16 protein-coding genes, 7 tRNA genes and 2 rRNA genes are annotated in these 21,172 nt (G+C 48.7%); 1 reads left to right on the top strand and 24 read right to left on the bottom strand.

The genetic code is table 11. From position 1 onward, the window contains the following. Positions 1–75: 75 nt before the first annotated feature. The 4 genes from BLQ82_RS23275 to BLQ82_RS23260 all read right to left on the bottom strand — a co-directional run bounded on the left by BLQ82_RS23275 (position 76) and on the right by BLQ82_RS23260 (position 3,693). Positions 76–1,089: a sensor histidine kinase gene (locus BLQ82_RS23275; protein WP_062519093.1), complete on the bottom strand. Its 1,014-nt coding sequence runs from the start codon at positions 1,087–1,089 to the stop codon at positions 76–78. Between the two features lie 3 nt (positions 1,090–1,092). After that, positions 1,093–1,791 carry a response regulator transcription factor gene (locus tag BLQ82_RS23270; RefSeq protein WP_060860774.1) on the bottom strand — a complete coding sequence of 233 codons (699 nt, stop codon included), beginning with the start codon at positions 1,789–1,791 and terminating at the stop codon, positions 1,093–1,095. Positions 1,792–1,926: 135 nt separating this feature from the next. Beyond that, complete coding sequence (locus BLQ82_RS23265) at positions 1,927–2,751, bottom strand: Rpn family recombination-promoting nuclease/putative transposase (protein WP_062519091.1); 825 nt, start codon at positions 2,749–2,751, stop codon at positions 1,927–1,929. Between the two features lie 6 nt (positions 2,752–2,757). After that, positions 2,758–3,693 (bottom strand): helix-turn-helix domain-containing protein, encoded by a 936-nt coding sequence (locus tag BLQ82_RS23260; protein WP_062519089.1) that lies wholly within the window; start codon positions 3,691–3,693, stop codon positions 2,758–2,760. 109 nt (positions 3,694–3,802) lie between these two features. Here BLQ82_RS23260 and BLQ82_RS23255 point away from each other — a divergent pair, with 109 nt between their 5' ends. Next, positions 3,803–5,041 (top strand): MFS transporter, encoded by a 1,239-nt coding sequence (locus tag BLQ82_RS23255; RefSeq protein WP_062519087.1) that lies wholly within the window; start codon positions 3,803–3,805, stop codon positions 5,039–5,041. Here the strand turns inward: BLQ82_RS23255 and BLQ82_RS23250 are convergent. The 20 genes from BLQ82_RS23250 to BLQ82_RS23150 all read right to left on the bottom strand — a co-directional run. After that, on the bottom strand, positions 5,001–7,358 hold the full coding sequence (locus BLQ82_RS23250; RefSeq protein WP_062519113.1) for a histidine kinase: 2,358 nt from the start codon (positions 7,356–7,358) through the stop codon (positions 5,001–5,003). The two genes, BLQ82_RS23255 and BLQ82_RS23250, sit on opposite strands and share 41 nt — an antisense overlap. A 24-nt stretch (positions 7,359–7,382) precedes the next feature. Further along, positions 7,383–7,955: a potassium-transporting ATPase subunit KdpC gene (gene kdpC / locus BLQ82_RS23245; protein ID WP_062519085.1), complete on the bottom strand. Its 573-nt coding sequence runs from the start codon at positions 7,953–7,955 to the stop codon at positions 7,383–7,385. A 16-nt stretch (positions 7,956–7,971) separates the two neighbouring features. Beyond that, on the bottom strand, positions 7,972–9,999 hold the full coding sequence (kdpB, locus tag BLQ82_RS23240) for a potassium-transporting ATPase subunit KdpB (protein WP_062519083.1): 2,028 nt from the start codon (positions 9,997–9,999) through the stop codon (positions 7,972–7,974). Positions 10,000–10,022: 23 nt separating this feature from the next. Further along, entirely contained in the window at positions 10,023–11,690 is a 1,668-nt protein-coding gene (gene kdpA / locus BLQ82_RS23235; RefSeq protein WP_062519111.1) for a potassium-transporting ATPase subunit KdpA, read from the bottom strand. 32 nt (positions 11,691–11,722) lie between these two features. After that, on the bottom strand, positions 11,723–11,800 hold the full coding sequence (kdpF, locus tag BLQ82_RS33250) for a K(+)-transporting ATPase subunit F (protein ID WP_353953961.1): 78 nt from the start codon (positions 11,798–11,800) through the stop codon (positions 11,723–11,725). Positions 11,801–11,923: 123 nt separating this feature from the next. Then, a complete protein-coding gene (locus BLQ82_RS23225) occupies positions 11,924–12,262 on the bottom strand; it encodes a hypothetical protein (RefSeq protein ID WP_062519080.1) in 339 nt (112 codons plus the stop codon). A 201-nt stretch (positions 12,263–12,463) separates the two neighbouring features. After that, a complete protein-coding gene (locus tag BLQ82_RS23220) occupies positions 12,464–13,171 on the bottom strand; it encodes a response regulator (protein ID WP_062519077.1) in 708 nt (235 codons plus the stop codon). Then, entirely contained in the window at positions 13,164–15,860 is a 2,697-nt protein-coding gene (locus BLQ82_RS23215; RefSeq protein ID WP_062519075.1) for a sensor histidine kinase, read from the bottom strand. The genes BLQ82_RS23220 and BLQ82_RS23215 overlap by 8 nt, the downstream gene beginning before the upstream one ends. Before the next feature lie 154 nt (positions 15,861–16,014). Further along, a complete protein-coding gene (locus tag BLQ82_RS23210) occupies positions 16,015–16,623 on the bottom strand; it encodes a sugar O-acetyltransferase (RefSeq protein WP_062519073.1) in 609 nt (202 codons plus the stop codon). 105 nt (positions 16,624–16,728) lie between these two features. Further along, the gene (locus BLQ82_RS23205; RefSeq protein ID WP_062519070.1) at positions 16,729–17,760 is read right to left on the bottom strand and encodes an ROK family protein; all 1,032 of its coding nucleotides are present in this window, start codon (positions 17,758–17,760) and stop codon (positions 16,729–16,731) included. 693 nt (positions 17,761–18,453) lie between these two features. Continuing rightward, positions 18,454–18,532: transfer RNA gene (locus BLQ82_RS23195), tRNA-Leu, on the bottom strand. A 23-nt stretch (positions 18,533–18,555) separates the two neighbouring features. Next, a tRNA-Arg gene (locus BLQ82_RS23190) sits at positions 18,556–18,632 on the bottom strand. 6 nt (positions 18,633–18,638) lie between these two features. After that, positions 18,639–18,713 (bottom strand) — tRNA-Gly (locus BLQ82_RS23185). A 168-nt stretch (positions 18,714–18,881) separates the two neighbouring features. Continuing rightward, positions 18,882–18,959, bottom strand: a tRNA-Asp gene (locus BLQ82_RS23180). A 75-nt stretch (positions 18,960–19,034) separates the two neighbouring features. Next, positions 19,035–19,108 (bottom strand) — tRNA-Met (locus BLQ82_RS23175). A 29-nt stretch (positions 19,109–19,137) separates the two neighbouring features. Then, a tRNA-Val gene (locus BLQ82_RS23170) sits at positions 19,138–19,213 on the bottom strand. Between the two features lie 157 nt (positions 19,214–19,370). Beyond that, positions 19,371–19,445, bottom strand: a tRNA-Glu gene (locus tag BLQ82_RS23165). Positions 19,446–19,539: 94 nt separating this feature from the next. Next, positions 19,540–20,139, bottom strand: coding sequence for an AAA family ATPase (locus tag BLQ82_RS23160; RefSeq protein ID WP_062519066.1), 600 nt, complete (start codon positions 20,137–20,139; stop codon positions 19,540–19,542). A gap of 488 nt (positions 20,140–20,627) precedes the next feature. Next, positions 20,628–20,744 (bottom strand): 5S ribosomal RNA (gene rrf, locus BLQ82_RS23155). Positions 20,745–20,881: 137 nt separating this feature from the next. Next, positions 20,882–21,172 (bottom strand): 23S ribosomal RNA (locus tag BLQ82_RS23150); the annotation flags it as partial.

The raw sequence follows: 21,172 nt of genomic DNA, 5'->3' as shown, positions 1-21,172 counted from the left end.
ATGCACAGTATTGGTTCTGTAACCAATATACCGGAGACGGCAGCACATCAACCATCGATTTAGGTTTCACTTTTATTACACGCTTGTAAGCAAAGGATTCGCCGCCAAAATAATCCGCATCACCGTTCCTTCACCAACCGCCGATTCCAGCTCAAGCCGGTGCCCGAGACGGTCTGCGGACTCCTTCGTCAAATACAGTCCCATTCCCGTAGACTCCCGCAGTCCGCGCCCGTTGTCGCCGGTGAAAAAGGGGTCGAATACCCGTTTCAGATCAGACTTCTGAATGCCAATCCCCTGATCCTTAACCTCAATGACTGCATCCAATCCCCTGATATAGCAGGAGACCGTAATCTTCTGGCCTTCCCCCGTATTTTTTGCTGCTGAATATTTGATGGCATTGTTTATAATTTGCGACAGCATAAAGAACAGCCATTTCTCATCGGTCTGGGCGGTAATTCCGGGAGAGGCAGCCTTCACCTCGGGAAAGATATGATTGCGGATAAAGAGCCGTTTGTGATCATGGACAACCTCGCTCACGAGCTTCGGCAGGACGACAGGTTTGATGTGAAAATCCTTTTCAAAAGCCCGCAGCCTGGCCATATACAGAACGGTATGCAGACCGCTGCGCATACGTTCCAGCTCCTCCCGGATGCTGGCAAACTCGGGCTCGTCCATATTCTGTACAGTCAGCTCAATCACCGACAGCGGTGTTTTCATCTGATGCACCCATTGGTCAATAAAGGTTAAGTGCTGCTCCTGCTGCAGCTTCACCGCAGTCAGCTGCTGCTGATAGTGGCGGTATTGTGTATGCAGCAACTGCTCCAGCGCTTTGGAAACGGGGTTATTCTCAATCTTCTGAAAAGATTCGTCCAGCGTATCAAGCGGTCTGCTGAGGCGAAGATAATAGCGGCGTCTGCTAATATATTGATATACCAGGTAGCAGCTGAGAAAGAAGAACCCAATAAAGACGGAGTAGAGCGCGGTCGGAAGATTGCGGTACCCGTCAAACCAGTAAATAGAGAACATTGCGCCAAATTGCACCAGCTGAACGGCCAACAACAACGCATGCTCCCGGATAAACAGCTTCATGGCTCAGCCCTCTGCCCAGCTGATGTTCAGCCGGTATCCCGAACCTCTGACGGTAAGCACGGCATCTTCAATCCCAAGCTCCTGAAATTTCTTCCGGACCCGTGCGATGTTCACATTAAGCGTGTTCTCATCCACAAAAGCCTGCGGGTCCCACAGCTTCTCCAGCAGGGCTTCCCGGCTGGCCACTCTCGGATAACGCTCCATAAGACTCTCTATAAGATCTGATTCCTTTCTGGTGAGGGTCACGACCGCCTGCCCATACTGCAATTCAAGCCTTTCAGGATACAGGATCAGGCCTTCCTTCTCCAGCATCAGCTCCTCACGCTTGGCCGCATACTCCCCGTAAGCCCGGCGGAGGTGACTGTGGATTTTTGCGAGCACAATCCCTGAATGGAACGGCTTGGTGATGTAATCATCCCCCCCGTTTTCCAGCGCCATGATCTGGTCCATCTCACCGTCCCGCGCGGAAATGAACAGTACAGGGCAAGTAGAGACATTACGGATTTGCCGGCACCAGTAATAACCGTCATAACTGGGCAGATTCACATCAAGCAGAACCAGCTCCGGTCTTACCCGTTCAAATTCCTGCAGCACCTGATGGAAATCCTCGACCTTTACCACATCATACCCGTACTTTGTAATCGCTGACAGCAGGAGGTCCGCAATCTTCGGATCATCTTCCACAATCATGATTCTGAACATATTCACGCGCTCCTTGTCTCATTCATTTGTGTAAATATATAACAAACTATAGCATATGTAAGCTTACCGGCCATAAAAAACTCCTGTCAAGATAAGAAGAGCCGACCGCAATGGGTCGGCTCTTCTTTTATATTTTCACTGTAAAGGTCTTAATACCCTAACCTCTTCTTCACTGAGCCCAGAAGCTTCAGAAATGACAGAAATCTCAACACCTAAAGCAAGAAGCTTCCTTGCCATTTCAGCTTGCCCCTCTTTCCGGGCGCCCTCAATCATTGAGGCTTCATCATGCAAATACTTTTGCCGTAATTCATATTGTCTACGTGCTTCAAGGTCTTGGCTCAAGAACTCCAATGTATCCATAGCTTTCTTTAATACGGGTTCATTCATCGTCAGCACCCCCCATTTGGATTGATCTGCGCCTTTGAGGAACAGCAGCCAGTTCACAAGCCCACCTTTTTCAATGGAGACAGCTTGCTCATCCAGCTTAGGCAATTCTAGAAAATGAACTTCGATATCATCAATAAGTGAAATACCAGTGTTATCTTCGCGTAGATGAAACACATTATGGTACAGGTCATTTGGCAAAAAAGCATAGTTCAGAATGTTTATGGTCACGCATCTCTTTAATTGATTATAAGGCTGTCCCTCCTGTAATTGACCGGAGTATTGTTTACTCCAGTAGAAGAGAGTCCTTTTCTCAGTGTTGTATTTATTAAACAACTGCATTTCAACATTGATAATTTCGCCTTCTGTCGTTCTAGCTCTAATATCAAGAATGGATTGCTTGTCGCGCGGAGCGTCTTTGTCGGTGTATGGGTTCAAGAGAATAATCTCGCTCAACGGCAGCTTCCCGGCTTCTGTAAACGTTCGGTTCAAAAAGGCCAGCAGCACATCTCGATTCTCTTCACTTCCAAAAATGCGTTTGAACAGAAAATCATTCTGTGGGTTAAGCAATTCCATGAATGTTCAACTCCGTTTCAATTTCATTATATCATTATCTACATTTGATTCGTAATTCAAAATTAAATCCTGCAAGCCCTTAGAAAGATGCTTTCGGCATACAGCCAGAAGGGCATGATAGCTATCCATAAAATCAAGCTGCTGCAGAATGGCTAAATAGCTGCATAATTTCGACGTGTTCTGACTTTGCTTCAGGCAGATTACAGTGATTTCATATAATACTAAGGTCACAATCTTGTCATAAAGCAGATTGGTTTTATCCGCCAAAGGCAGAGCCTTTGTAAGAAAAAACAGGCTTTTCTCATAATTCCGCTCCGCCAGACAAATATTGGAGATGTTCTGGAGCAAATGCTGCTGGATGGTTCTGCTCTCGGCAAAGGAGTGGTATTTATTAAATTCCTGCACAGCCCTCAGTCCAAAAAAAATGGCATCGTCACTGTTCAGGGTGAACAAAAAATTGTTAAGCAGCTTGAATTCATACAAATACCAGGTATCTACCCCTAGCAGATAGGGCTTAATGTAATTGGCAATCTCGCTCAGTTGTCTGATCTGGTCCTCATGACCATACTGAATCAACAGTCCCTGTCCGAGCAAATACAGATGGTAATAAGCTTCCGTCCGCGTAGTCTTATACAACCTATGGCATTCATAGCTGACGTCCCTGACCTTCTCGAATTCGTAACGGTTCCCCGCTTCAACTAAGGCCAGGTGGAGTGTCCGTTTGACCGGCTGGGCATAGTCATGATGCAAGAACAACAGCTCCTCCAGCGACATTTCCAGCTTATCCAGAATCAGAACCAGCTTGTCATAACCGGGATAGTACTTTCCTCCTTCAAAACGAGACAGATTGGAGCGGCTCATGATGCCCTCTGCCAGATCTGACTGATTCATCCCTCTGGATTTACGAATCCGCTTAATGGTCTCCCCCAGCACCATTCCCATTTCACTTCACTCCCGCAAATGTGAGTATACAGCACAAATTCTCTGCCTATTTTTCATTGTATGCTACATTCGAGCCAATGAAAAATACATAGCAGAAAGAAGGACGGGTATGAACAATGAGGCAAACCGGAAACTGAACAGCAAAGTATGGAATATCCTGATTGGAACTCTTTTCACCAGAACGGCACTCTTTATGAGCACTCCTTTTCTAGCTATATTCCTGACGACTCAAAAGGACATTTCGCTCCTCCACACCGGCTACATTCTCAGTATTAATCCGCTCATCAATGTGTTGTTCGGCAGTTTTGGCGGAAGGCTGGCTGATAAGTTCTCCTTGAAAAAAATAATAGGCGGAATCCCGCTTGTCTGGGGTTCCGCCTTCATCCTGTTTTATTTTGCCGGCAGCTTCTGGCATTTCCTTCTGCTTAGCGGCCTTAACGGTTTATGCTATTCCATCTTTGAGCCTGCCAGCAAAAAAGTGCTGTCTGCCCAAACCACTCCAGACAACCGGCTGCTGGTATTCAATCTGAGGTATTCCGCGATTAATCTCGGAGCTTTTATCGGCCCCCTCCTAAGCTTGCTGTTCAATATGAAACTGACGCTGTTTCCCTACGTGATCCTAGGCATCCTGTACATTCTATATGGGGTATCGACCCGGTTTTTCTTCCGGGACACGCCAGCCGGAGCTCCGGCTTCGCCGCCCGCACCGCTCCGCCGCCAGCGAGCCTTCTCGGTAATCTGCAAAGATCATGTTTTCCTTCTGCTGCTGGCCGGCATGAGCTTCTCTTTCTTCGGTTATTCACAGCTGAATGCAACCGTCTCGCAGTATCTGGCTAACACCGGTTCTTTAACGAATGGTGTTCAACTGTACTCCACCCTTCTATCCGCCAATGCCCTGATCATTCTCGTTGCCCAATTTGTGCTGCTGCGCTGGATCTCCAGATGGAACCCCTTTACCGTAGTTCTGGTCAGCAATTTGCTGATCGGCCTAAGCTTTTTACCTTTTATTTTGCCGCCTGCTTTGCTGCCGCTCCTTGCATTTATTGTCCTCTTCAGCGTGGGAGAGCTGCTGATCGGAGCACGCTTCGACGCCTTGGTGGATGAGCTGGCCACAGCAGAGGTCAAAGGCTTATATTTCGGCTGCTCGGAATTGATCAAGGCGGGGACCATCGCCGGTCCATTAGCAGGAACCCGCCTGCTGGGCCATTTCGGAGTACAGGCCGGATTCCCCGTCTTTGCCCTGTTATGTGCCATCACGGTCACCGGTGCAGGGCTGATTGGCATAGCCAAGTCTAAGCACGGCAGCATTATTCATGCGCAGCAGCCTCAGGAAGAATATCCCGCTTGATATGAGGATCGTAGTTGGCGACAATCAGAATGTCCATATGCCTTGCGGTACGCAGCAGTTTTTTGATGATCGTGCCTTCCCATAGCCGTTTCCATGCCGGGCGGTCACATTGGCCGATAATAAGCTGGGTGGCATGGTGTTCGTCAGCTTTCGCCTGAATGACCTCTGCAAGCCTCGATGAAGGCCCTGACGAGGAGATCATTTCGAATTTTCCGCCCAGCCGAAGAGTCAGGTTTTCAATGCTTGCCTTCATTTTCTGCTCGTCCTCAGTCAGTTCTTTCGCTGAATGTACATAGGCAACAATCCAATCCGCCTTCAACCGGAAAGCCGTCCTGAATCCCCTGCGGATTAGTTTCCCGGCACTGTGACTAAGCTTCACACAGACAAAAATAACCTCCTGCTTATTCCAGGGTCCGCGCAGAGAGCTGACACGTTCCCATGCCTCCAGCCGTTCATCTACATCATCGGCAATTTCCCGGAGTGACAGCTCTCTCAAGGCAATCAGGTTCCCGATTTTAAAAAAGTTGTCCAGCGCCTGATCGATTTTTTCCCGGGCATAAATCTTCCCTTCCTTCATGCGGGCTTGCAGCGCCTGTGGTGCCACATCGATAAGCTCCACTTCGTCCGCCAGGCGGAGAATGGAATCCGGAACCGTTTCCCTCACACGAACCCCGGTGATTTGGGCCACCGCATCATTCAAGCTTTCCAGATGCTGCACGTTGACCGTTGAAATGACCGAAATGCCCGCGTTCAGAATTTCCATTACATCTTCATAGCGTTTTTTATACTTACTGCCGGGAACGTTAGTGTGAGCCAGCTCATCCACCAGCACCAATTCAGGGTTACGCCTCAGGATGGCCCCGGTATCCATTTCCTCCAGTACAGTTTCTGAGTATTTGATTTTTGCCCGTTCGATAAGCGGCAGTTCAGCGACCTGCTGACCCGTTTCCTGGCGGCCATGGGTTTCCAGAAGACCGATTACAACATCTACTCCCTTCTTGAGCAGATGATTGCCTTCCCGCAGCATGGTATAGGTTTTGCCAACTCCGGGTGCCGCGCCAATAAAGACCTTGAACCGCCCCCTCCTGATCCGCCCGATTTTTTCGTCCACTTCGCGTGAGCTTAACCGGTGATACAGCGGGTTATCGGCGGGGACGGCCAGTTTTGCGGGCAAAATCCGCTCTCCTTGATGCTCCGCCCGGTCCGCAACCATGAAGATATCCATATTCCTGGACTTCCGGAGAATATCATTGACAACAGAGCCTTGCCAGAACTCCTGCCACCTCGACTGCCGGGAATGGCCCAGCATAATCCGGGTAACATTATGTTCAAGCGCATACTGGATCAGCCGCTCCGGCAGTCTTCTCCGGGAATGGAAAGGCAGTTCTTCGAACTCCGCCCCGACCTTCTGGACAAGCTTTAGGAGCGACTCCTTAAAAGCTGCCTGCTCTTTCGTCAGCGGACGTTTTTGGTTCGTAAAGGTAATGATCATGAGTTCACCATTCAGCCGTTTCGCTACCTGCTGGCCGCGCCGGACATATATAGAACCGTTCCAGTGATATTGGGTGGAGACCAGAATGCGTTCCGCCGCGCCGGACGGACCGAGCATCCCCATTTGCTCACGATGCTTCTCCAGCGAGTCATTTACCCCTTCCGCCACCAGCCGCAGAGCCAGCTCGCGCAGCACACCAAGCGTTCCCCGCTGAAACAGGGCGGCGGTTTTACTGTTGCGTACATGCCCTTCCGAGACACGCTGGAGCAGCGTTTCAGGTGTTACATCAATCAGGCGGATTTCATCTGCAAGCTCCAGTGTATGCGCAGAGACGGTCTCCTCCACCTCAATCCCCATGTATTTCTGGGCCAGTTCCCTTACGCCTTCCAGCTCATATACGTTTACCGTAGTCATTACACTGATTCCGTGACTGAGCAGGAAGTGGATATCTTCCAGTCTGGTCTTATGCTCCGCACCTGGACGGTTCCGGTGCGCCAGACCATCCACCAGAACCACCTCCGGATTCCTCAGGATCAGTGCCTCCATATTCAGATCCTTTTTTTCCGTGTCGTCATGAACCCAATGAATACTCGGGATCCGTTCCAGCTCCCCGATTTGTTCAATCGTTTCCGGGCGCTGGAGCGTGGATACCGCACAGATGACGACATCGATTCCCTGCTGCTGAAGCGCCGTCCCTTCCCGCAGCATATGATAGGTTTTGCCCGACCCGCTTACTGCACCAATAAAAATTTTTAACCGTCCACGATGCAGCTTGGAGATGGATAACAGGATTTCCTCCGGACTTTTCCGCTTGAAGTTTTCCACCTTGTCCATTCCTCACGTTCCGATTTATTTTCCGTTCACCGTCTTCTGCACATCGATATTGAGAAGAAGCACATTGACAACCCGCTCTCCCAGGACTCCAAGTTCTCTGTCTTGGGTATGCTTTGCTACCAATTCCTTCAATTGTTCTTCCGGTATGCCGGTGCTTTTGCTGATGCGCGGGATTTGAACCTGCGCCGCCTCCACACTGATGTGCGGATCTAATCCGGAGCCGGAATTGGTGATCAGATCCACGGGCAATTCAGACACGGGAATCCCGGGGTTCTCCGACTTCCAAGCCTCTACTGACGCCTTCGTGCGTTCAAGCATATCCGGGTTGGACGGCGCATAGTTCGGCGTACCTGAGGAAACCGCGTTATATTCAATACTGGAGATCCGGCCATGGAAGTAACCCGGGGACGTGAAATTCTGTCCAATCCATTTGGAGCCAATGATTTCATGTTTATCATTATAGATCAAGCTTCCATCCGCCTTATCCGGCATGACTGCCTGAGCGATTCCCGTCACAACCAGCTGATACGCCAGAACGATAATCATGAGTGCGACAGTTGTTCTTATTGAAACAGCGATAGTCTTCATACCGCATTCATCCTCTCTATACCCAGAATTGGACAACCAAGTCTATCAGCTTAATGCCGGCAAACGGGACAATCACACCGCCTAAGCCATAAATGATCAGGTTGCGGCTTAGAAGCTGTGACGAGCTCATCGGCTTATAAGCCACCCCTCTCATCGCCAGCGGAATCAGCAGCGGAATAATCACTGCGTTAAAGATCAAGGCCGAAAGGATGGCTGACAGAGGGGAATGCAGTCTCATCACATTCAAGACTTCCATTTCAGGAATTGCCACCATGAACATCGCAGGGATAATCGCAAAATATTTGGCGATATCATTCGCAATACTGAATGTAGTTAATGCTCCGCGGGTCATCAGCAGCTGCTTGCCGATAGAGACCACTTCAATAATTTTGGAAGGATCGGAGTCAAGGTCCACCATGTTGGCGGCCTCTTTGGCAGCAACCGTTCCGCTGTTCATGGCAATTCCCACATCGGCCTGGGCCAAGGCAGGGGCATCATTGGTACCGTCGCCGGTCATGGCTACCAGCTTGCCTTCCGCTTGTTCGCGGCGGATAACGGCAATTTTATCTTCCGGTTTGCTTTCGGCAATGAAATCATCCACTCCAGCCTCAGCGGCTATCGTCGCAGCTGTCAGCGGATTGTCCCCCGTACACATAATTGTCTTGATTCCCATCTTCCGCATCTGCTCGAACCGTTCCCGCATCCCTGGCTTTACAGTATCCTTCAGGTAAATGAGGCCGTATATCGTCTGATCGACCGCTACGGCAAGCGGTGTTCCCCCCGCTGACGCAATAGCGTTGCTGTTTGCCTGCAAATCATCCGGGATCATCCCGCCCTGCCCGGCGACCCATTGTTTTACCGCATCTACCGCCCCCTTGCGGATATGGCGTCCATCCGGCAGGTCAATGCCGCTCATGCGGGTCTCAGCCTTGAACTCTACAAATTCCGCACCTTCTGCAATGGACTCCTGAAAGGACAGATTCTGATTCTTCAGCAGCTCCAGCACAGACCGCCCCTCAGGCGTCTCATCGCGGACCGAACTTAAGGCTGCCCAAGCCGCCACATCCTGCCGGGAGTGCTTGCCTACCGGGATAAATTCACTGGCCATGCGGTTCCCGTAAGTGATGGTTCCTGTTTTATCGAGAATGATCGTGTTGATATCCCCGGATGCTTCCACCGCTTTACCAGACATGGCCAACACGTTGAACTGAGTGACCCGGTCCATTCCCGCAATACCGATAGCCGACAGCAGCCCTCCAATGGTAGTGGGAATCAGACAGACCAGCAGGGCAATCAGCACCGGAACCTCCAGGCGGATATCCAGATAATCGGCAAAGAATGGCAGCGTAATGACTACAATCAGGAAGATAATCGTCAGGCTGACCAGCACGGTATTAAGAGCAATCTCGTTTGGCGTTTTCTGACGTTTGGCCCCTTCCACCAGAGAAATCATCCGGTCCAGAAAAGACTCTCCGGGATCACTGGTAATACGGACCTTAATCCGGTCGCTGATGACCTTGGTTCCTCCGGTTACAGAACTGAAGTCACCGCCAGCCTCTTTGATCACTGGAGCAGATTCGCCCGTAATCGCTGATTCATCGACCGAGGCCAGGCCCTCAATGACTTCCCCGTCACCCGGAATCATTTCTCCCTGGGCCACAATAACCACATCGCCTTTACGCAGTTCCGTGGAAGGCACTTGCTTGACCGAGCTCCCGCTCACCTTGTTGGCAGTGATTTCTTTTTTGGATTTTTTAAGCGAATCCGCCTGCGCCTTGCCCCGGCCTTCCGCCAGTGCTTCCGCAAAGTTGGCAAAGAGTACTGTGAACAGCAAGATGAACGCTACCGCAAGATTAAAGCCCGTGGATACATCCCCGCCAAATGCACTAGGCACAAATACTAGAAATAAGGTAATGATGAAGCCGATCTCCACCACAAACATGATCGGATTGCGCAGCATAATGCGCGGGTCCAGCTTAATAAACGCCTGCTTGGCAGCCTGCATGACGATATCTTTATTGATTGCACTTTTCTTTGTACTCATTTTTCTTCCTCCATCCATAGCCTCTAAGGTTTCAGCGTCAAGAATTCAGCAATCGGTCCCAGTGCAAGCGCCGGAAAGAATGTTAATGCCCCGACAATCAGTACCGTACCCAGAAAAACAGTACCAAACAGTGCCTTGTCCGTACGGAATGTCCCTGAGGTTTCAGGTACAGTTTTCTTGGCTGCCAGTGAACCTGCTACAGCCAGCATTGCAATGATGGAGAAATACCGGCCAAGGAACATCACAATTCCGGTGGAGATATTCCAGAACGGCGTTGCATCCCCAAGCCCTTCAAAGCCGGAGCCATTATTGGCAGCAGCGGAAGTGAATTCATAGAGCGCCTGTGTCAGCCCGTGAAAACCGGGATTCGAAAGGGTATCGGACTGGGTGAGCAGCGCCAGGGCCGTGGGCAGCAGAATAAGTATCGGATTGATAATCAGCGTGACTGCAATCAGCTTCATTTCCTTGCCTTCTATTTTTTTACCAAGAAACTCCGGTGTTCGCCCCACCATCAGACCCGATAGAAACACGGCAATCATCGTATACATTAGCACATTGACAAATCCCACTCCGACACCGCCAAATACTGTATTCAGCATCATATTGCCGATCGTAATCAATCCGCCTATAGGCGTTAGCGTATCATGCATCGTATTGACTGCTCCTGTCTCTGATGCTGTCGTAACGACCGAGTACAGGGCAGACTGGGCAACGCCGAACCTGACCTCCTTCCCTTCCATGGAGCCTTGCTGATGCTGAATACCCAGAGCGTTAACGGCCGGGTTTCCGGCATTTTCACTGGCCAGTGAAATCCCCAGGAAGACTATGAACATCATGGCCATCGATACGAACAGCACCCGTCCCTGTTTTTTATTGCCGACCATTTTCCCGTAGGTAAAAGGAAGCCCCGTACCTAGCAGCAGCATGAGCAGAATTTGCAGCAGGTTGCTGATTGCATCCGGATTTTCAAAAGGATGGGCAGAATTGACACCAAAGAATCCGCCGCCGTTGTTGCCAAGCTCCTTAATGGACAGGAAAGAGGCTACAGGACCGCGCGCGATCTCTTGTGTCATCCCTTCCAGCGTATGGCCCAGAGCAGTAGGCTCCAGCGTCTGCGGCACACCGAGAGCCACAAAAACAAGCGCCAGGACAAAGCAGATCGGCAGCAGAATCCGGGTGATCGCCCGGACCATATCCACGAAGAAGTTCCCCAGCGGCTTCCCGGTCAACCCACGGATAATGGCGATTCCCACAGCAAGCCCGGTAGCGGGGGAGGTAAACATCATAAATACGATAGCCAGCATTTGCGACAGATAGGATAGTCCGCTTTCGCCGCTGTAATGCTGAAGATTCGTATTCGCCATAAAGCTGATTACCGTATTAAAAGCGAGTGTTGGCTCCATCGAAGCGATCCCGCTTGGATTTAGCGGCAGCACTCCCTGAAATCTGAAAATCAGATAGACCAGCAGCATCATTACTGCATTGCTGAGGACCGCAGCCAGAGCATATTGCTTCCAGCTATAATTCTCTTTCCGTATGCCGCCAATCGCATAGACCGGCTTCTCCAGCCAGCCGAACCAGCGGTCTAGCCCTGTTCTCTCATAATTGAAGACTTGAGCCATGTACAGTCCCGCAGGACGGGCAAGCAGCAAGGAGAGCAATAAGGTTATAGCAATTGCGATATAAGAAATCATGGTCACTTAAATCCCTCCTGAAATCGTTACTAGAATTTTTCCGGATTAATCAACGCGTAAGTTAAGTACACAAAGAGAGCTGCTACGATTATTCCCAATACCCACATCATCCTTGGTCACTCCCTTTATCGATGGTTCTGGAAGCCCATTGCCCCAGCCCGACCATGAGCAGGGTGAGAATGATTAGTGCGGCAATCATATAAATATCAAGCATGTTTATAGACCTCCTTCTATTTAACGTAGTATCTGTCTTCGCCCAGCACCTGGTTCACAGCCTTGAGGAAAGCCGCATAACCTCCATCCCCATCCTGCCTGGAGGCCAGCGCCAGTTGCATCGTCTGCCCGACTTGCCTGTCGTCCAGCTCATAGCTGCTAGACAGGATTTCTCTAATCTCGGCCTCGGGCGCTCCCTGGGCGAACTTTAGGGCCGCTTTATAAATGTCTTTATTTTCATAGCAGCCTTGCATTCCCGCCTTCCGCATGTCGGCAACATCGTATATTTTTTTTATCGAATACAGCACTACCAGCAGAATTGAGATCAGCCCCGTGTTTCTTAACAATCCTTCCATCCCCCACCACCTCTTTCCTGATCAGCCGGTCCGACTTTTGCTTTAGCTTCCGAGATTCAGAGTAACATTTCCGCCATAAGTTTAGGGTTAGGGTTTTCTTGGAGGTATTAAGATCATCTAAAGATTCAGATTGTAAGCGCAGCACAAAAAAACCATGCCCTCAAAGAGCATGGTTGATCAAGCAAGTTACATTTAAATCGGTCAGCTATCGTCGCCCACTTGAAGCATCCGGTAGCCAATTCCGATATGTGTCTGAATATATTTGAACTGCGCGGGTGTTTTTTCGATTTTTTTCCGCAAGGTTGCCATAAATACCCGCAGGGAAGGAACATCCACCGTAGGACTGCCCCAGATTTCATGCAGGATATAATTATGGGTCAGCACCTTGCCCACATTTTTGGCCAGCAGGCACAGAAGCTTGTATTCACTTGGCGTCAGATGGATTTCTTCTTCACCGATCCATACGCATCCGGCGGCATAATCAATCTTCAGGTTTCCATTGACGAAGCTGGATGCATCCTTGAGAAGCTTATCACTGTCATACCGGATCCTCCGCAGACTGACCCGCAGCCTGGCCAGCAGCTCCTCCACACTGAAGGGCTTGGTTAAATAATCATCCGCCCCCGCATCCAGCGCCTCTATTTTGTCCCGGTCTTCGCTGCGTGCACTGACCACAATAATCGGCAGATTCGACCATGTGCGGATCTTTTTGATGATATCCACACCATCCATATCCGGCAATCCCAAGTCGAGGATCATCAGCTCCGGCTGATTGGATACGGCTTCTAATATGGAGGCCTCGCCTGTCTCAGCCGTATGATATTTATACCCTTGGGTCTCCAGCGTGGTTGTAATCAGCTTGCGGATGGGCTTGTCGTCCTCGACAACAAGAATTAAAGGCTTATTCATGAATATTGACCTCCTCGGCCTGCAGGGTGAAATAAAATACCGTTCCTTTGGGGACATTGTCCTTCACACCTATAGCCCCTCCATGGGCATTCACAATGGACTTGCACAAAGATAGCCCCAGACCCAGGCCACGGCGGCCATCCCCGCGAATATTATCCACCGTATAAAACATCTCAAACAGCCTGGCCTTGGCTTCCTCAGAAATACCCGGACCATCATCGGAGACTTCCACAATGACCCTATGTCCATCCTGTTTGGCCGAAACCGTAATGCGGGAACCCTGTTGGGTATACTTTATGGCGTTATCCACAATATTGATCAGAACCTGCACAATCAGCCGGGAATCCATCCGGGCCATAAGCAGCTCATCATCGAGTTCCGTGTGAATCACATGCTTCTCACTGTTGCGGTTCACGTGAAGGAGCGCTTCGGAGATAACCTCCTCCATTAATTCTGCCTGAAAATTAAGATTCAGTGTGCCATTCTCAATCCGGCTGATCGACAATAAATTTTCCACCAAATGAATCAGCCAGATGGAGTCATCATAAATATCCGTGTACAGCCCTTTTTTCTGTTCCTCGCTAAGGACCCCGGAGTTCCCCACCAGAATTCCTGCATTCCCCGAGATGCTGGTAAGGGGGGTCCGCAGATCATGAGAGATCGAGCGGAGCAGATTGGCACGCAGATGCTCCTGTTGAATTTGCATGGAAATTTCTTTTTGTTTTTCGTTCAGTTTTTCTTTTTCCAGCGCAAGTGCACATTCTCCCAGCATAGCAATCATCAGGCCCTTCTCAAAAACCTCTAACGGCTCTTCCTGCTCCATCACAATAGCGGCCACTGCAAAGACCGTATCGCCTCCGCGCACAGCATGGTACAGGCAATTCGCACCAAAGAAGGTATCCGTGGTCGCTCCCGCCCGCTTGTTGTTCTTAAGCACCCATTCCGCAACCGCACGTTCATTGCTGCCTGTGTACGTAAGCGGATCAACGTCAGAGCCTTCCTTTGGAAAAATCAGCGGCGCGGCCAATGCCCCTTCCTGAACCGAATAAAAAATGACCGTCCTGTCCAGCAGCTTTACCATCTGATGGGCCATTTCATCAATGATTGCCGGGGAATCCTTCGCCTGCTGCAGCTTCCGGCTGGTTTCCAGAAGAACCTCCGTCCGGTAGGCTTTTTGTGCAGATTGACGGGCCTGCTCGCTTACCCGCATAGTCAGTGTACTGGTTATGAACGAGGCCGTCAGCATTACGAGAAAAGTAACCGGATACCCTGCATCATATGCATTCAGAGAATAGTAAGGCTCGGTAAAAAAGTAATTGAACACAAGCACACTCATCACCGACGAAACGGCACTGTACACCCTTCCCTTGGTTACAATTGCGCTTAACAGAACCCCCAGAATATATACAGTAATAATATTGGATTCCAGAAACCCCAGATAGCGAAACCAGATGCCGATCAATGTGCAAACCACTAAAATAGCAATCGTCTTGTTAGTGTCTGCCAGCGACAGCTTGGGATATCTCACGTATAAAGGTAATCTTTTGTAAAAAGAAGGGTGTGTATAGGGAATAATATAGATTTCAATATTTGGAAGCAGAGTGGTGAGCTTATCCACAAGATTAGATTTAGCATACCCTCTCTTTTTAAAAGGAGAGCGGCCGAGGACGATTTTTGATACCCGGCTTGTTTTGACATATTCCGCGATCTGTCCCGGGACATCCTCTCCATACACCGTGGCGATATTTGCCCCCATTTGCTCAGCCAGTCTTAGATTATCCCTCAGCTCGGTTTTGTTTTTTTGGGTTAATTTTTGGGTTTGCGGTGTTTCTACAAACAGTGCCGTAAACTGCCCATGGAAGGCTTCAGCCATTCTCGCAGCCGTCCTGATTACTTTCTTATTGGAAGCAGCCGAGGATAGGCACACCAAAATATGATCCTTGGTATCATATTCATTTTTCTTCGCCTGTTCACTAATTTGTACGGCGATCCGGTTTAACTGGCTTGCCGTATTGCGCAGGGCAATTTCGCGCAGCGCAGTCAGCTTCTCCTTGGTGAACAGCTGCGCGAATTCCTCATCAGCATGTTCACGATGAATTTTCCCTTTATTTAAACGGTCTATCAAGTCAATAGGTTCAATATCAACCAATTCCACCTGATCCGCACTGTCGAATACGCTATCCGGAATGCGTTCCTGAACAGTCATACCCGTAATAGAATAGACAATGTCCGTCAGGCTCTCAATCTGCTGAACATTAATCGTCGTATAGACATGAATTCCCGCGCGGAGAAGCTCCTCCACATCCTGATATCTTTTTTTGTGACGGCACCCAGCCGTGTTCGCATGAGCCAAATCGTCCAACAAAATAAGCTCAGGGCTGCGCTGGAGTGCCCGGTCCAGGTCAAATTCCGCAACGATTGAATCTTCATAGGGCATTGTCATTGGAGGTATAAGCTCCAAGCCTTCCAGCATAGCCAGGGTATCCGGCCGGCCGTGGGTTTCTATATACCCGCCTACCACATCCGTCCCCTCTTTTTGCTCCTCATGGGCCGCATTCAGCATTGCACAGGTTTTTCCTACGCCCGGCGCATACCCAATAAAAATCTTCAGCCTTCCTCTTCGTTGTCCTGTCTTCATGCCTGTCAACTGTTCAAGTATGGAACCGTCACCGGTCTGATTAATCTCCATCCCCTGCCCGCTTTCTGCTTATCACTTTGGTTGTACACGCCTTCATCTACTTAGTATAGCATGTGCAAAATCAGCATCGTATTATGACTTTGACTCCCGCATTAAGATTGCATTAAGATCGCATATGTACACACCTGACGATACCGCAGAAATTTTAATAGTCCAACACATCAAATTCTTTGTCTTTAAAGTAATACTTCCGGTCCTCCTCCGTAATTTCACGGACAACCTTGCACGGGCTGCCTACGGCTATAACATTATCGGGAATATCTTTGGTCACCACGCTGCCTGCGCCGATCACAACATTGTTTCCGACAGTCACGCCCGGATTGACGATAACATTGCCGCCGATCCACACATTATCGCCAATTGTAACGGCAATTCCATACTCGTACCCTGAATTTCTGGAAACCGGATGTATGGGATGACCGGCCGTATAAATCGATACATTCGGAGCAAACATCACATTATCGCCAATGACCACCTTGCCGACATCAAGAATCGTACAGTTATAATTGGCATAAAAGTTTTTACCCACCGAAATATTCGCACCGTAATCGCAACGGAAGGGTGACTCAATGTGTACATTCACACCCGCTTTGCCAAGGATCTCGCAGATTAATTCATTCCTCCTCCCGGCTTCATCGGGGCGAAGCAGATTATACTCATGAACTTTAAGCTTATTTTCCATCCTTTCTTCACTTAATCCATCCAACCAAGCTTTATAAGGGAGTCCAGCAAGCATTCTTTCTTTTTGATTCATTTTTGTTCCTGCCTTTCCTCATCCATGATGAGCTGTATTTATTATTCACTGGTTCCATTCAGTACGTAAAATTCCCCATAAATGTTTGCCCGTTCAGATCATAATCTATCTCCGTTTCTCTACCAGTTGGTAGGAATAAGCCAGGCTTTCAAGCGTCATTGTTATCAAACCATGCATATAGTCCTCATCCGGATGCTCTAACAGGATAAGCTGCGGCATATGCATCTCCGGTATATTTTTTAGACACTCCTGACGGATTAAATCTATATCTGCGGCCTGCATCAGGCTCCCTGTCAAAGCAATCGTTTCCGGATTCATCACCGCGATCAAACTGGTTACAGCATGGGCAGACAAAGAAGGAAAAGTGTTCCGGTCATGCAATTGCTGAAACTGCTCTTCTCGGGACATACCATAAGGCAAAAAAGCGATCTCTCCTGCAAAGCGGGTACTGCCTCTATGAATATGCCCGTTCACCATCAAGCCTGCTCCAGGGAAACTGCCTTCGATAAATGTCACCACAGCAACTGATTTCTCTTCATCGTACTCTTGTTTGTGGTAAAAACCATAAGCGGTCAAGTTCATGTCATTCTCCAAAATGACCTCGATTTCATATTTCTCACGAATTAACTTCTCTAACTCAACATTAATCAATTCCTGAATATCACCGGTATTCATGACCCCTTGATTCACAGCCCCCGGAACACCAATCCCGATAGCTTGAATCTCCGGATAATGCGAGATAAGCTTACTAATTAGCTGATCGATTGTGGCGACATCCATCGGCATATGTTCCTCGTGTCCTTCCTCTACCGCCTCTCCGGCAAGATTGGCTACCATAAATTGCAGGGAGTGCGCGTTCAATCCAGCCTTGACAATAATGCAGGCAATATAAGAAAAATTCATATTATACTGGTAGACCTTCGCTGGCCGGCCTCCGTTAGATTCTTCAGCTTCAAGTTCCAGCAATTCACCTGTTGCAGAGAGCTCATTAAGTATGCTCCCAGAGGTCGCTATGCTCAGGCCTGTAGCCCGTGCCACCGTAGACTTTGTAGCCTGCTTCATTGTTTTGAGGGTCTGCCGGACTAATTCCTGATTCATTTTTTTGACTCGTATTGTATTATTGGTGATGGGATTCATTAGTAGGCTACCTCACCTTCTCTAGTTTTTAAACGACTTATAATAAGTATTAACATATATGATTTATTCTCTTCTGTCTATCTAAAAATATAAAAAAGTCCATCAGGAATCACCCGATGAACTTAATGGAAGGCAATATGGATCTCATTCCCAGCAACATTCAATTGTTCGTTACCGAAATGAACCTGCGAATTGAAATAGGCTGAATCACCATTCCTATAGTTCAAGAACTACTGCATCTACGTAAACTTTAGTATTGTTCCCTTGTGCTACGGCTTTTGCAGTGTACCACTGATTCGCGGCAGCTGTGAAAGCGGTGCTGGATACCAGGGGCATGGTTCCATTTACCGATTTGTAAAGCTCAAGCTTTTGAGCCATTGCGTTGATTCTGTACATATAGTAATTATTAGCACCCTTTACCGGGAAAACAATCCCTTCATTAGCATTCGTTACAGTAAGTGATCCGGATGTGCAGCATCCTAGCTACAAAGGTCGATTGGCTCAGCCTTTGGTTGGATTTTCACCAACTAGATAATGTATGCCTCCGGGCACACCATTTTTAAAATCCTTCCACAAAGCAGGCCTTTGCATGGACCTGATTCAGGTACTTTGCGGGAACCCCAATATACTTTGTGGTACCTAAAAAAGGCTTCTGAAATTGTGGTTCACACAATTTCAGAAGCCTTTAACTAATACCGGCGAGAGGACTCGAACCTCCACGGTTTCCCACTCGATTTTGAGTCGAGCGCGTCTGCCATTCCGCCACGCCGGCAAAATTTGATGTTGGAATAAAGATGGCGCGCCCTGAGAGATTCGAACTCCCGACCTTTTGATTCGTAGTCAAACGCTCTATCCAGCTGAGCTAAGGGCGCAAATTATGGAGCGGACGACGGGAATCGAACCCGCGACCCTCGCCTTGGCAAGGCGATGCTCTACCGCTGAGCCACGTCCGCACACGGTATGTAAAGCAGTTGATATTCATGTTGTAACGGTGAAGTAAATTTTGATGGCGGAACCGACGGGATACTCTTCACTTCGTTACGAGATTGCGATGTAATCCTAACGAAGCGGATGCTCCAACGAACCCTATAATGGATTCTCATCCCTGAAGCAAATTTTGATGGCGGAACCGACGGGATTCGAACCCGCGATCTCCTGCGTGACAGGCAGGCATGTTAGGCCAACTACACCACGGTTCCAAATTAAGTACTATGGGGTCCCCGGAAAGTAATCGGAATACGCTACATAGCATATCTTCACTTTTTAGGGATAAATTGCGGGGGCAGGATTTGAACCTGCGGCCTTCGGGTTATGAGCCCGACGAGCTACCGGGCTGCTCCACCCCGCGTCAGTTGTTAATATTGAATTGGAGCCTCATGGTGGAGGCTGAGGGGTTCGAACCCCCGACCCTCTGCTTGTAAGGCAGATGCTCTCCCAGCTGAGCTAAGCCTCCATGAAAGAAGCAACTTAATTATCATACCATAGTTACTTAGCAAAAACAAGTCAAAAAAATCAATTCAAAAAAATAATAATCCGTATGGGATACTCCCCACTCGGTTGAAGCCTAAGCGAACTCTATGGATTCTCATCCCAAAATTCAAAGATGTAATTGGTGACCCGTATGGGATTCGAACCCATGTTACCTCCGTGAAAGGGAGGTGTCTTAACCCCTTGACCAACGGGCCATAATACAAAGCTACCATTTGACAACAAAAAATATTATATCAAACAAAGAGAGATATAGCAATAGCCTCTAAAGAAAAAGTTGGGAGATCTTTTTCATCTGTTAATCAAACGAATGTGCTGATATTTCACTTTTAAGTGCTGAATAAATCTTCTCACCCTACCCTGTGCAGCAGGCAGCAGCGAAATCTGAAGTTTGGCAGCTATGGCTTCTGCCACCTGTTCAATGCTCATATTATCTGTAACCAGTTGCTCTGCAAATATAGGATGCTGATGCCCTTTAAGGCATCTGTCGATCTGTTTGGCAGCCCATGAGTGTTGTCCCTCTCCACGGCTTCTCAGCCTGGAAAGGAGCTGCTCCCGCGAAACACATAAGGTGAAATGATGAACCTGGATCCCGTCGTCATTCAGTCGTCCTGCGATCTCCCTAAAGTAATCAGGCTCGACTATCGTCATTGGAACAATAATGATCCCCTCAAATCCGGAGGCAATATATCGTAACATGGAATAATTAAATTCACGCCACTGAGGGTAATTTTGAAAATCATTTTTCTTCAGCGTTAGAGGAATATTCTTCTGTATGTAATAACCGGCATTTTCCGGGTCGAACACAAAGGATTGCGGGATTCTGCGATTTAGCTCAAAGGCCGTTTGAGTCTTTCCCGAACCAAAAGCTCCATTTATCCAGAGAATCATGGCATCGCCTCCTGAAGATTATCCGTCTACATACTCTCTATTCCAAAAAAAACAAAATAGCCCCCTCGCCCTTCTGGTCAACATAGCTGCATGGGATTTCAGTTGATGTTGCTGGAGGTCCCTCCATGAACCCCAAAGCGGCTCCAAGTGGAAAAAGGTTAACTAAATTACGCGAACCCCCGCGTGCTCTGCAGCTTAAGTGGAAAAATGTCAATTAATTTTAGCTCATTTCGCCCCTGGCATAGTAATATTGCCCAATTAAGTTTCCTTTCTCCACTTATTTCCCGCGATTGTTGATTATTCGGAGAAATAAGTTCCCTTTTTCCAACTAGTGCTTGCAAGGAAGCAGTTGAGCAAGCACCAGTTAGAAAAAGAAATCTCATCTGACGATTTCCATCACTCCAGACAAATTCCACTTCTTTATAGAATATCATGATTTCCATAAAACAAAAAAAGCCACTGTCGATTGCTCAACAATGGCTTCATGTGCTTGGCGGCGTCCTACTCTCCCAGGACCCTTCGGTCCAAGTACCATCGGCGCTGGAGGGCTTAACGGTCGTGTTCGGGATGGGTACGCGTGGAACCCCTCCGCTATCGCCACCAAACGTGATTTTTGCGCTGGTTTCACTTCCGCAGAATCGCTTCAGCAAAATATCAGTCCCTATAAAGGACATGCAGCTTAAAATCGTTCAGGGTCTTGCTCCCTGAAAACTGAATCCGAAACGAAAATGGCGTTTTACTTTTGGATAAGCCCTCGACCGATTAGTATTGGTCAGCTCCACACGTTGCCGTGCTTCCACCTCCAACCTATCTACCTCGTCGTCTTCAAGGGGTCTTACATGCTGGGAAATCTCATCTTGAGGGGGGCTTCACGCTTAGATGCTTTCAGCGCTTATCCCGTCCGTACGTAGCTACCCAGCCATGCTCCTGGCGGAACAACTGGTGCACCAGCGGTACGTCCATCCCGGTCCTCTCGTACTAAGGACAGCTCCTCTCAAATTTCCTACGCCCACGACAGATAGGGACCGAACTG

It is taken from the genome of Paenibacillus jilunlii, assembly GCF_900102965.1.
GTDB lineage: Bacteria > Bacillota > Bacilli > Paenibacillales > Paenibacillaceae > Paenibacillus_AQ > Paenibacillus_AQ jilunlii.
The sequence above is the reverse complement of the archived record's forward strand: the minus strand, read 5'-3'. Positions and strand labels throughout refer to the sequence as shown.

What these genes read in the sequence shown, in the direction of transcription:
- BLQ82_RS23275 (WP_062519093.1), bottom strand. Translation starts at nt 1,089, where the DNA reads ATGAAGCTGTTTATCCGGGAGCATGCGTTGTTGTTGGCCGTTCAGCTG.
- BLQ82_RS23220 (WP_062519077.1), bottom strand. Translation starts at nt 13,171, where the DNA reads ATGAATAAGCCTTTAATTCTTGTTGTCGAGGACGACAAGCCCATCCGC.
- BLQ82_RS23210 (WP_062519073.1), bottom strand. Translation starts at nt 16,623, where the DNA reads ATGAATCAAAAAGAAAGAATGCTTGCTGGACTCCCTTATAAAGCTTGG.
- BLQ82_RS23260 (WP_062519089.1), bottom strand. Translation starts at nt 3,693, where the DNA reads ATGGGAATGGTGCTGGGGGAGACCATTAAGCGGATTCGTAAATCCAGA.
- kdpC (WP_062519085.1), bottom strand. Translation starts at nt 7,955, where the DNA reads ATGAAGACTATCGCTGTTTCAATAAGAACAACTGTCGCACTCATGATT.
- BLQ82_RS23215 (WP_062519075.1), bottom strand. Translation starts at nt 15,860, where the DNA reads ATGGAGATTAATCAGACCGGTGACGGTTCCATACTTGAACAGTTGACA.
- kdpF (WP_353953961.1), bottom strand. Translation starts at nt 11,800, where the DNA reads ATGTGGGTATTGGGAATAATCGTAGCAGCTCTCTTTGTGTACTTAACT.
- BLQ82_RS23160 (WP_062519066.1), bottom strand. Translation starts at nt 20,139, where the DNA reads ATGATTCTCTGGATAAATGGAGCTTTTGGTTCGGGAAAGACTCAAACG.
- BLQ82_RS23270 (WP_060860774.1), bottom strand. Translation starts at nt 1,791, where the DNA reads ATGTTCAGAATCATGATTGTGGAAGATGATCCGAAGATTGCGGACCTC.
- BLQ82_RS23225 (WP_062519080.1), bottom strand. Translation starts at nt 12,262, where the DNA reads ATGGAAGGATTGTTAAGAAACACGGGGCTGATCTCAATTCTGCTGGTA.
- kdpB (WP_062519083.1), bottom strand. Translation starts at nt 9,999, where the DNA reads ATGAGTACAAAGAAAAGTGCAATCAATAAAGATATCGTCATGCAGGCT.
- BLQ82_RS23255 (WP_062519087.1), top strand. Translation starts at nt 3,803, where the DNA reads ATGAACAATGAGGCAAACCGGAAACTGAACAGCAAAGTATGGAATATC.
- BLQ82_RS23265 (WP_062519091.1), bottom strand. Translation starts at nt 2,751, where the DNA reads ATGGAATTGCTTAACCCACAGAATGATTTTCTGTTCAAACGCATTTTT.
- BLQ82_RS23205 (WP_062519070.1), bottom strand. Translation starts at nt 17,760, where the DNA reads ATGAATCCCATCACCAATAATACAATACGAGTCAAAAAAATGAATCAG.